At 44.0% G+C, this 11,707-nt stretch carries 10 protein-coding genes and 2 pseudogenes; 8 read left to right on the top strand and 4 right to left on the bottom strand.

The features are described 5' to 3' along the window. Positions 1-205: 205 nt before the first annotated feature. A pseudogene (locus CXF78_RS05090) lies at positions 206-604 on the bottom strand (permease); the annotation flags it as partial. Positions 605-606: 2 nt separating this feature from the next. After that, positions 607-1,068, bottom strand: coding sequence for a Zn(2+)-responsive transcriptional regulator (zntR, locus tag CXF78_RS05085; RefSeq protein WP_101086235.1), 462 nt, complete (start codon positions 1,066-1,068; stop codon positions 607-609). Between the two features lie 307 nt (positions 1,069-1,375). Here zntR and purH point away from each other — a divergent pair, with 307 nt between their 5' ends. From purH to nhaC, 4 genes are all read left to right on the top strand, one after another. Next, entirely contained in the window at positions 1,376-2,965 is a 1,590-nt protein-coding gene (gene purH, locus CXF78_RS05080; protein WP_102036168.1) for a bifunctional phosphoribosylaminoimidazolecarboxamide formyltransferase/IMP cyclohydrolase, read from the top strand. 232 nt (positions 2,966-3,197) lie between these two features. Further along, positions 3,198-4,499, top strand: coding sequence for a phosphoribosylamine--glycine ligase (gene purD / locus CXF78_RS05075; RefSeq protein WP_102036167.1), 1,302 nt, complete (start codon positions 3,198-3,200; stop codon positions 4,497-4,499). Positions 4,500-4,755: 256 nt separating this feature from the next. After that, on the top strand, positions 4,756-4,974 hold the full coding sequence (locus CXF78_RS05070; protein ID WP_011635980.1) for a hypothetical protein: 219 nt from the start codon (positions 4,756-4,758) through the stop codon (positions 4,972-4,974). A gap of 359 nt (positions 4,975-5,333) precedes the next feature. Further along, positions 5,334-6,833: a Na+/H+ antiporter NhaC gene (gene nhaC / locus CXF78_RS05065; RefSeq protein ID WP_102036166.1), complete on the top strand. Its 1,500-nt coding sequence runs from the start codon at positions 5,334-5,336 to the stop codon at positions 6,831-6,833. 33 nt (positions 6,834-6,866) lie between these two features. Here the strand turns inward: nhaC and CXF78_RS05060 are convergent, their stop codons facing one another. After that, positions 6,867-8,207, bottom strand: a complete 1,341-nt coding sequence (locus CXF78_RS05060) for an NAD(P)/FAD-dependent oxidoreductase (RefSeq protein WP_102036165.1) — start codon at positions 8,205-8,207, stop codon at positions 6,867-6,869. Between the two features lie 40 nt (positions 8,208-8,247). Further along, entirely contained in the window at positions 8,248-8,805 is a 558-nt protein-coding gene (locus CXF78_RS05055; RefSeq protein WP_082707431.1) for a GNAT family N-acetyltransferase, read from the bottom strand. 142 nt (positions 8,806-8,947) lie between these two features. On the opposite strand from CXF78_RS05055, the gene CXF78_RS05050 reads away from it, so the two are divergent. From CXF78_RS05050 to CXF78_RS05035, 4 genes and pseudogenes are all read left to right on the top strand, one after another. Continuing rightward, entirely contained in the window at positions 8,948-9,649 is a 702-nt protein-coding gene (locus CXF78_RS05050; protein WP_102036164.1) for a spondin domain-containing protein, read from the top strand. An 11-nt stretch (positions 9,650-9,660) separates the two neighbouring features. Continuing rightward, positions 9,661-10,386, top strand: a complete 726-nt coding sequence (locus CXF78_RS05045) for a spondin domain-containing protein (protein WP_102036163.1) — start codon at positions 9,661-9,663, stop codon at positions 10,384-10,386. Positions 10,387-10,496: 110 nt separating this feature from the next. Beyond that, the gene (locus tag CXF78_RS05040; protein ID WP_102036162.1) at positions 10,497-11,231 is read left to right on the top strand and encodes a response regulator transcription factor; all 735 of its coding nucleotides are present in this window, start codon (positions 10,497-10,499) and stop codon (positions 11,229-11,231) included. Next, positions 11,231-11,707: pseudogene (locus CXF78_RS05035) on the top strand (sensor histidine kinase); the annotation flags it as partial. The gene CXF78_RS05040 and the pseudogene CXF78_RS05035, both read left to right, overlap by 1 nt.

Below are 11,707 nucleotides of genomic sequence, written 5' to 3'. Positions count from 1 at the left end.
AAAAAAAAAAAAGAAGGAAGAGAAAGATGAGAATAAGAGAAAGGAGAAAATCAAACGAAGGAATGAAGAATGTGAAGAATAATAGTATAAAGAAAAAAGAAGAAAATGAAAATAAAATAAATATTTAATATATAAAGAAACGGCACACAAAAAGAAAACAATAATCATGTGCGACGGAAGAGAAAAATGTGAAAAAGAAACAGCAATCATCGTCATCACGGCCCACTAATAAACCCGCCACTATCGCGCTGGTAATCGCCGCTATCGGACGCACTATCGCCATAAAAGGCCCAAGTAATACATACGATACGGTAATTGAGTCAACGCCAGTTTCGGGTGTAGACACTAAAAAAGAGGTTGTTGCAGCTTTAGAGGCGCCAGCTCGACGTAAACCAACTGCTGCGGGGATAACCCCACACGAACACAAAGGTAAAGGTGCACCTAATAATGCCGCCTTAACGACGGTTTTCATACCATGGCCGCCAAGTTGTTTTTGCATCCATGCCATCGGCACAAATACTTTTAGCAACCCTGCCAGCACCAAGCCCAGTAACAACCACGGAGCAGATTCTAAAAATAAATGAAGAAAATTGGTCAATAACATACTTAATCCTTATGACCTGAGTGAGCAAAATGATGATGTTCTTTTTTAGCAATAATGTGTTTGTCAGACGACTCTAACGCTTCGAGTATCGAGCAATGCTCGGCGCTATCAGGGCCACCACAACAGGTATTAGATAAACTTTTTAGCGATGTTGCAAAGTGTTGTAACTCGGCGAGTTTGGCTTCGACTTGCTCAAGCTTGGTATCAACCAAACCTTTAACGTCTGCACAGGCACGATTGGACTTGTCCACTTCGATAGATAATAAATCGGCGATATCGTTAAGCGAGAAACCCACCGCTTTAGCGCGTAATATAAACTTGAGCCGTTCAGAGTCAGCTTGGTTGTATAACCGATACCCAGAATCAGAGCGACTTGAAGGTGATAACAAACCATGCTTTTCGTAAAACCGTAATGTGTCTGCTTTAATGTCATATAAAGCAGAAAGTTCGCCTATTCGATACATATGTTAACTCACCATCGTGATCTGAATTTTACCTGAGTATAAACCTTGGAGTTTAATCCAAGGTCAAGGGTTATTGGATGATTATTTTTGCGTACCTTTGTTCTTATTTCAATATTGTGAAATCACACAGAAAAAACACCCAATAGAAGCGGTTTACGATAAAATACGCCCGCCTGATCACAACACAGTAAGCCTCGACGGTGTTAAGCAATCTAAAAAACACTATGAGGGACTTTGGTAAAGCAGACTTTAATTGACTCTGTTTTACTAAAGCTCCTTAAAATCAAACTAGCGGACCTGTACCTACATGAATAATGTCAGACCAATTCGTCGCGCGCTATTAAGCGTATCAGATAAAACTGGAATCCTTGAGTTTGCACAAGCGCTGCATGCACAAGGTGTTGAACTCTTATCAACGGGCGGTACTGCAAAGTTACTTGCAGACAATAATATCCCGGTAATGGAAGTGTCTGACTACACGGGTCACCCTGAAATTATGGATGGTCGTGTTAAAACCCTACACCCAAAAATTCACGGTGGCATTTTAGCCCGTCGCGGTATTGACGAAATCGTCATGGAACAAAACGCCATTAAGCCTATCGACTTGGTTGCGGTTAACTTATACCCATTTGCTGAAACCGTTGCTAAACCAGGCTGCACCTTAGCGGACGCTGTTGAGAACATCGACATTGGCGGCCCAACCATGGTGCGTTCAACCGCTAAAAACCACAAAGACACAACAATAGTCGTTAACGCTAAAGATTACGGCCGCGTGATTGCAGAAATGCAAGCCAACAACGGCAGCACTACTTTAGAGACGCGTTTTGACTTAGCCATTGCCGCCTTTGAACATACCGCAGCGTATGACGGCATGATTGCTAACTACTTTGGTACTATGGTGCCAGCGCACAGTAACGACGAATGTCATGACGATTCAACGTTCCCACGTACTTTCAATAGTCAGTTTGTCAAAAAACAAGACTTACGTTACGGTGAAAACAGTCACCAAAAAGCGGCGTTTTATGTCGATACGCAAATTGATGAAGCTTCAGTTGCCAGTGCGGTTCAGCTACAAGGTAAAGCTTTGTCTTACAACAATATCGCTGATACCGATTCAGCTCTTGAATGTGTAAAAGAATTCGAAGGCCCAGCCTGCGTTATCGTTAAGCACGCCAACCCTTGTGGTGTGGCATTAGGCGCTAACTTATTAGAAGCTTACGACCGCGCATTTAAAACCGACCCAACATCAGCCTTTGGTGGCATCATTGCCTTTAACCAAGAGTTAGATGCACAAACGGCGCAAGCCATTGTTGACCGTCAGTTTGTTGAAGTCATTATTGCCCCTAAAGTGAGTCAAGCCGCACGCGACATCATTGCTGCTAAAGCCAACGTGCGTTTATTAGAATGTGGTGAGTGGAATACTAAAACCACAACGCTTGATTACAAACGTGTTAATGGTGGCTTGTTAATACAAGACCGCGATCAAGGCATGGTGAACCTAGAAGACGTTAAAGTCGTTTCTAAGCGTCAACCAACGGCTGAACAGTTAAAAGACTTAATGTTCTGCTGGAAAGTGGCTAAATTTGTTAAATCTAACGCCATTGTTTACGCCAAAGACGGCATGACAATCGGTGTGGGTGCAGGCCAGATGAGCCGCGTATATTCAGCTAAAATAGCGGGAATAAAAGCTGCCGATGAAGGCCTAGTGGTTGAAAATTCAGTCATGGCATCTGACGCTTTCTTCCCATTCCGTGATGGTATCGACGCTGCTGCAGCGGCAGGCATTAGCTGCATCATTCAACCGGGCGGTTCAATTCGCGATGAAGAAATCATCGCCGCAGCAGACGAGCACGGTATGGCAATGGTGTTTACTGGCATGCGTCACTTCCGCCACTAATAAACGCTAATATCAAATATGGGTATCGCTTATCAATCATGTTTTTGCTAAATACTTTTGCTAAATGCTTTTGCAAAAATAGATAACAAGCGATACTTTTTAAATTTTGTTTAAACGAATTAGAGCATAGCTATTTTTTCTAGTTCAATGAAAGCACGCGCAACTTATAAGTATAAGTGAGCATGCTTGAAGCAGAAATAGAGAACATAGCGCAGCTATAAAAGGATTGAAGATGCAGGTACTTATAATTGGTGGCGGCGGTCGTGAACATGCTCTAGCTTGGAAAGCGGCTCAGTCTGCTCAAGTAACAAAAGTGTTTGTTGCACCCGGTAATGCTGGTACGTCTTTAGAACCTAAGTTAGAAAACGTTGCTATTGATGTTGAACAAATTGACGCACTTGTCACCTTTGCCAAAGATAACGCCATCGCAATTACCATCGTCGGCCCAGAAGTGCCATTATCACTGGGCGTAGTTGATGCTTTTAATGCTGCAGGCTTACCTATTTTTGGCCCAACTAAAGGCGCGGCACAGCTTGAATCGTCAAAAGCGTTCACCAAAGACTTTTTAGCGCGCCACAACATTCCTACTGCTGATTACTCAAACTTCACTGAGATTGCACCGGCTAAAGCTTATGCGGCAATATTAACCGCTAAAACGGGTTTCCCAGTCGTGATTAAAGCCGACGGTTTAGCAGCAGGTAAAGGTGTGATTATCGCAGCTAACCAAGTTGAAGCGGATGCCGCGATTGATGACATGCTCGCGGGTAATAAGTTTGGTGATGCCGGTTCACGCGTAGTGATTGAAGAGTTTTTAAAAGGTGAAGAAGCCAGTTTTATCGTAATGGTAGACGGCAAAAACATTCTTGCTATGGCCACCAGCCAAGACCATAAAGCTCGCGACAATGCCGACCAAGGCCCTAACACTGGCGGAATGGGTGCGTATTCACCAGCTCCTGTGGTAACACAAGCTGTACACGATTGGACTATCGCTAATGTTATTCGCCCAACGGTTGATGGTATGGCGGCTGAAGGTAATGTTTATACTGGATTTTTATACGCAGGCCTGATGATTTCACCAGACGGTAGCGCCAAAGTGCTTGAATACAACTGCCGTTTTGGTGACCCTGAAACGCAACCAATTATGATGCGTTTGCAGTCAGATATCGTTGAACTTTGTTTAGCCGCAACTCGTGGAGAATTAGACAAAGTCACAGCAGAGTTTGACTCACGTGCAGCAGTAGGTGTTGTCATGGCAGCTGGCGGTTATCCAGATGCTTACAATAAAGGCGATGTGATTGACGGCCTAACCCTTGGCGACACTAACGGTAAAGTGTTCCATGCAGGAACAAGTATGAAAGATGGCCATGTGGTGACTAACGGCGGCCGCGTATTATGCGCTACTGCTCTGGGCAACACAGTGACTGAAGCACAGCAATCAGCTTATGCATTAGTAGATGCCATTCATTGGGATGACGTGTACTTCCGTACTGATATTGCTTATCGCGCCATTGCTCGTGAACAAGCTAAAACCTAATAGTAGATTTGGTTTAGCTTGTTAGAAAATCCCTTTGATGGAAACAACATCACAGGGATTTTTTATATCCGCTTGTAACGCAAAAGATTAATTACTGTTTACATTATCCATAACCCGCAACTTTTATGATTTAGATCACAAAAATGACCCAGCTCAAGGCGCAAGCTAGTAACTGAAAAGGAGTGTGATTACCTTGGCTGTTATTCAAACTCCTGAACTTTAGATAACGTACTCGTAATGATTATTGGAGGATAAAATGAAAGTTAATACTAGCGACCTGATTTATCAAGGTGAAAAAGCCGGAGTGCATAATTGGGACACCTTCTCGGGCACCTCTTTCTATTGGCATCCAGATTGGTTACATATTGCAGAAGATATGACAGGCCATAAAGCCCTAGAAAAAATTGATATTCCTCAAGGTGAAGCCACTAAAGCTGATGCCGAAAAGGCCATCTTAAAACATTTAAATAAATAACTGGCTTAATATTGTCATTAATAGCCATAAACTGCGTCCATAGAACGATCAAATCTGCACGTTTTCATGAGGATACTTCTGACCCCAACAGATATCCTCAACGGCTATTTATTCACATTAATCGACCTATTTGACATATATAACCACGCAAAGTAATTAACCAAGCATACGATTCAAAAGCTGCAACAATCTCCCCATCAATAAATTATCACTCAAGCCTAACAATGTTCGACTTAACAGGCATTTTTATGTCAGGATGTGCTTCTGTTACAAATAAGTTACTAACTTATTATGATAACACTTAGCCAACTCACACGAATGAGATATTGGTCAAAAATAATAACAACAAAGGAAGTAGTATGTCTCAATCGGCGTCGTTCAAACCGTCTTCATCGGAGCACAAGCAACCCAGCTTACTTGATGCACTAATCCCCGTTTTTGCCCTTATTCTTATGCTCGCGGCAGCGGTTTATCTGTTTTCTTCAGACAGCTCATCAGGCGCCAATCAAATCGCATTAGTGTTAGCGGCATGTATTGCAATGATCATCGGTTATAAAAATGGCTATAGCTGGAATCAAATGGAACGCGGTATCGTCAAAAGTATTGGGGTTGCGACCGGTGCTTTATTAATTTTATTTAGTGTGGGTTCACTGATTGGTACGTGGATTTTAGCCGGTACAGTGCCGACGATGATTTATTATGGTATGCAAATCCTTAACCCAGACTACTTTTATACTGCCTGTTGTTTGTTGTGTGCGGTGGTTGCACTGAGTATTGGTAGCTCGTGGACCGTTGCAGGCACCTTAGGTATTGCCTTGGTCGGTATTTCGTCTGCTATGGGACTAGACGTTAACATTACTGCTGGCGCTATTATCAGTGGCGCCTATTTTGGCGACAAAATGTCGCCAATGTCTGACACCACAAACCTTGCACCTGCTGTTGCAGGAACGGACATTTTTAGCCATATCCGCCACATGACCTGGACCACTGTGCCGAGCATTATCATTGCCCTTATTGGCTTTACTTTTTTAGGCCTTACAGCAGATGTGGTACCAATTGAAAATCAACTCACCGATACATTGGCTTTATTGGATAAAACCTACAGCCCAGGAATACATTTATTGATCCCGTTATTAGTGGTGTTGTATTTAGCTAACCGCAAAATGCCAGCGTTTCCAACGGTCATATTAGGTACGTTAGCTGGCGCGGTATGCGCTGCATTATTTCAGTTTGATAACGTGATTGCCTTTGTACACGACGACACATTATTGCCAATGGTCGCGTTAGTGAAAGGTTTATGGATAGCCATGTTTGACGGCTATGTCGCTAACACGGGCGATGAGGTATTAGATAATCTATTGAGTCGTGGTGGCATGAGCAGCATGGTAACAACGGTTTGGCTTATTCTGTGTGCGATGGCATTTGGCGGCGTGATGGAAGTCACCGGATTATTAAATCGTATTTTAGAAAGTATTCTTACCGTCGTCACTGGCACGGCCAGCTTGATTATTACTACTCTTGGTGTGTGTATTGGCGCTAACATCATTACTGCCGATCAATATATTGCCATTGTACTGCCTGGCAGAATGTTAAAGGTGGAATACACTCGCCGTAAGTTGGCCGCAGTTAATTTAAGCCGCACGTTAGAAGACTCAGCAACAGTAACCAGCCCGCTAGTGCCTTGGAATACCTGTGGTGCCTTTATGGCCAGTACACTTGGGGTAGCCACTATCGCTTACCTGCCTTATGCCTTCTTTAACTTAGTTTGTCCGTTTATCAGTGCATCTTATGCTTATTTCAATTTCAAAATTGAACCATTAGACGAAACTAAAATAAGCACTGGCGAAGTCGTTGGTTAATTAAGAAGTCGTTATTAACCTAGGAATGGGCGGTTAACCAAAACGATCTTTTAACCAACCATAATGATAATAACCCCATTGCCCAAGCCGTCTTGCTTGGGTGAAGGGGAACTTAGGCAAGGGTTGTTGATACAAAGGTAAATTGGGTAATGTTTCTCCGGCAATACTTTGCGCTAAGCGATACGCAGCCTGGCTACTAAACGACACTCCCGCACCACAATATCCTAAGCTGTACCCTACGCCGTCTTTGCTATATACATGGGGCATATCATCCATTGCAGCAGCAATCCATCCGGTCCAATGATAAGCAATAGCTTTACTCGTTAAACTTGGAAAGCACTTATTTAACGCCATTTTTAAACGCTCACCATAAACGGGATTCGCAGCATCTTTGCCCCACACCGCACCACGGCCACCAAACAACAATCGATTATCGGGTAATAAACGGTAATAGTATTTTAAAATACGGGTATCCATAGTCACTTGATGAGTATGCAAACCCGCCTCTGCAAGCTCTTGCGCGGTAAGCGGTTCGGTGACAATCACATTGCTTAATATCGGCAAAAATTTATCGTCTATGCGCTGGTTAAACCGTTTAGGCGTATAAGCATTACCCGCCATAATCACTTTGTTGGCAATCAGTTCGCCTTTATCGGTAATTAAACGATGTTTACCACCCTCTTCAATCCAATCTAATACGCAAGATTGCTCAGAAATAGTCACGCCTTGAGCTTGCACCATGTCCTTATAACCTAATAACAATTTAAGCGGATTAAGACCAAAACCGTCTTTTAAACGCAGCGCACCAAAAGCTTGATGATGATCTAAATACTGGGATCGAAAATCTTGGCTTGAAATAAACTCAGCGCCCGAGTCTTGGCTACTGGCTAAGTGTTGTTGAATATAATTAGCGGCATTTTGCAGCGTGACTAAGGCTTTAGGATTATGCGCCACCTTTAAGTAGCCCGCTTCTTGCGGTTCACAGGCGATATTATGTTGTTTAATTAACCCATCGACTCTAGCTACCGCCTGGGTGAATTCATCGTATATGCCCTTGGTCGTTGCTAAGTCCCAACGCTCAGTCATGGCGGCGTACCCTAAACGCCCCGATCCTTTTAACACAAACCCAGCATTGCGCGCACTCGCCCCAAAACCGACTTGATTGGCCTCTAACACATGGCAATCTATATTGAATTTGGTTGCCAAATAATAGGCTGTTAATAAGCCTGTGTAGCCCCCCCCCACAATAGCCACATCGGTTTGTTGGCGACCAGACAATGCAGCAGTTGGTGCGGGTAAGGCTTGAGTGCTTGCCCAATAGCTAGTGGCAAACGTTTGATTATTAGGATGCGAGTTAATCAGCGGATCGTACATATTGGTCTTCTTTTTTTATTATTGATTTAGAGAGTAGACATTAAAATAACAGTAGCATTTCACAGGCAACACAATGGCAATCTTCACCACATAATACGCAAATATAATCATCACCCATATAACGTTGATGCCAGCGCTGCGGATGTTGTTTAATTAACTTACCACCCGCCTTAGTAAAATAACGCACCGCAGCATTATTAGGGCTTTGCTGCCATAAATGGCTCACCCCAGCTTTAGCCCCTTGGGCAATAACCGCTGCTTTAGAGGCAGCTAATAATTTACCACCAAGCCCTTGTCCACGGGCAGATTCTGCAATGGTATTTGATTTGAAATAACACACATCTTCAAATTTCACGCCCCACTTATCAACCGTACACCACTGGTCTTGTGGCCATTGTCCCGCGGCATACGTTAACCGAAAACCTATAAGTTGATCATTTTCAAGCGCGACAAAATTGGCATTAATGCCATTTTTAATGCCTTTGTGATAAATCGCTGTGAGTTCTTCAATGTCCATATAACCACTGCCGTGAACGATTTCACCGAGTGCGATTACCGCATCAAAGTCAGCGGGAGTCAGTTGTCTAATCATAATCATTATTATTTTTGTTGGTTTGAACTCACTTTATCACACGTTATTATCGTCAAGTTAACGATGTTAATCTTTTGTGATAATTTGGCGATAAGTAGGTGAGATTACTTGTGCATACTGGTTGCAATTAAACAAAAGGAGCTCGGTTATGAAACGTACACTAGTGACTGCAAGTCTTATGGCTGCTGGATTATTTAGCCTGCCAACTTTGGCTGCTGATATTGAAGTTAGCGTGACCAATTTAACTCACGGAAATCACTTCACCCCTATTTTGATCGCAGCCCACGACGCTGACAGCCACCTATTTCAAGTCGGCACCGAAGCATCTGCAGCATTACAAAAAATGGCTGAAGGTGGCGACATAGCCGACTTAGATACTGCGGTAACCGGCAATGCAGGCGTAACATCAGCAAATCCGGCAATGGGGTTACTTGCTGCGGGTGCCAATGTAAGTGGAGTAATGCTTGATACGGGCGACAACACCCATTTATCTATAGTTGCCATGGTGTTACCCACTAATGATGCTTTTATGGGGCTAGATGGTTGGGAAATCCCTACTGAAGCGGGCACGTACACTATGTACGTCAATGCTTATGATGCTGGCACAGAAGCCAATGATGAAATCATCAATGGCGGCGGCATGTCAGGCGTACCGGGTATTCCTGCAGCACCAGGTGGTGACGGTGGAGCTAATGGCACTGGCGTGATGGACAATTCTGACAATAGCAATGTACATACTCACCCTGGCGTTTTAGGTGACATGGACCCTGCTGGTGGAATGAGTGATTTAGACAGTCGCGTTCATCGCTGGTTGAACCCTGTAGCCAAAGTTGTGGTGACAGTAAAATAAGGAGGTAGCCCATGAAACGCACTGACTTTACACTTAAGCCCAGCTTAATCGCCATGCTGGCAGCTGCAACCCTGCTTACTGCCTGTGGCGATGACAACGATGATGATACTGCTGTTGTTGTCACCCCGCCTGCGCCAGTGATGCAAACCTTCACGGTGACCGTAACTAACCTGACGGCTAACCAGCCAATGTCGCCGGTTATCTTAGCCTCTCATGCTAGTGATGCCATGTTATGGAACGCCGGTGAAATGGCCAGCGAAGCACTCGAGAAACTGGCTGAAGGTGGTGATACTGCCGACATAGCCGCACTAAGCGTGATCAATAGCAGTGTTAATGGCACAGGCTTATTAATGCCTGGTATGTCAGAAACATTGACCTTGACCTTAGATGAAGCCGACGTAGCGAGCATTAGTTTAGCCACCATGTTGGTTAACACTAACGATGCCTTTACCGGTATTAACAGTTACACCATTGCCGGAATGGAAGTGGACGCTACAACCGCGATGAAGTTTATGGCTTATGATGCTGGCACTGAAGCCAACAGCGAAGCCAAAGGCACTATGCCAGGACCCGCTGATGGCGGCGAAGGCTTTAACGCCAGCCGTGATGATGTCGACTTTGTGCATATTCATCCGGGTGTTATTTCAATGTACGACGGCTTAGCCGATTCGGTACTGGGTGCATCGCACCGTTTTGATAACCCGGTGTTAGCTGTCACTATTATGCGTACTGAATAATCTTAATCAGTCGTATCGACTGAATGAATTTCAACCACGTTGAAATTTATTCTCCTCAAAGCGGGTCTAAGTATTAATGCAATTACTGGATTTGCTTTGAGGAAGTCACCATGAATGGAACCGCGAAACATAATGGCCATGTTTGTCCGCAACATATTTTGCTAGTCGAAGACGAACAAGACTTGGCTAAGTTAATCATACTTAACCTCAAAGCACTCAACTACAGCGTCGACCACGCCACCACCTTGAAGCAAGCTATGCACATAATCGAGCATAAAAAGCTCGACCTTATATTAATGGATCGCATGCTCCCCGATGGTGATGGCATTATGCTATGTGAGCAACTACGCCAAGACGGTAAGGAAGTTCCACTGATGCTACTAACCGCCAAAGATTCAGAAGCAGATGTGGTACTGGGTCTTGAAGCTGGGGCAGATGATTACCTCGTCAAACCTTTTAGCGTATTAGAGCTGCGCGCACGAGTAAAAGCACTATTAAGACGCGGCAAAGCGCAACATGAACAAACACAACAAATTGAATTTAACAGCGTATCCATTAACTCCAGCACCCGTGAAGTTACCGCCTTTAATAAAGCGTTAACCCTCACCGCCCGCGAGTTTGATTTACTGCTATTTTTAGCCAAACACCCGCAACAAGTCTTTAGCCGCATGCAACTGTTAGAAGCAGTATGGGGTTATAACTACGATGGCTATGAGCACACTGTAAACAGTCATATAAACCGTTTACGCAACAAGCTTTCGGTATGCTCGCCTGAACATGACCTTGTCAAAACCGTGTGGGGCGTAGGCTACAAATTTTCACCACCAGAGGTGCAAGCCCACTAATGAATCGCTTATTTAATCGGTTGTTTTTAGCATCCACAATCATCGTGTTATTACTGTTTGTCGCGTTATGGCAATGGCTACAACTTAACCATGAATTTAGCCGTAACCAAATTCAGCAATCACTGCACCTACAACTTGCCGAGCACATGGCGCACATCAATCCTTTATTATCGCAAGGGATCACGTCAGACGCCGCACTTAAAGAAGCCTTTCACGACTTTATGTTGCTAGGCCCAAGTTTTGAAATTTACACCTTAGACCCTGATGGCAACGTGATTGCTTATGACGCCAAAGAAGAAAAAATTAAAACTCACCGAGTCGATACGGCAATCATTCAGCAGTTTTTAAATGGCGACAGCCTACCTGTACTTGGCACCGATCCGCGCAGCGAAGATACCCACAAGATTTTTTCCGCCAGTAAACTTGTCACTGAAGATGGACTTCATAGTGGTTATTTATATGTCATCATCGGTGGA

The organism is Shewanella sp. 11B5 (assembly GCF_002836795.1).
GTDB lineage: Bacteria > Pseudomonadota > Gammaproteobacteria > Enterobacterales > Shewanellaceae > Shewanella > Shewanella frigidimarina.
The sequence above is the reverse complement of the archived record's forward strand: the minus strand, read 5'-3'. Positions and strand labels throughout refer to the sequence as shown.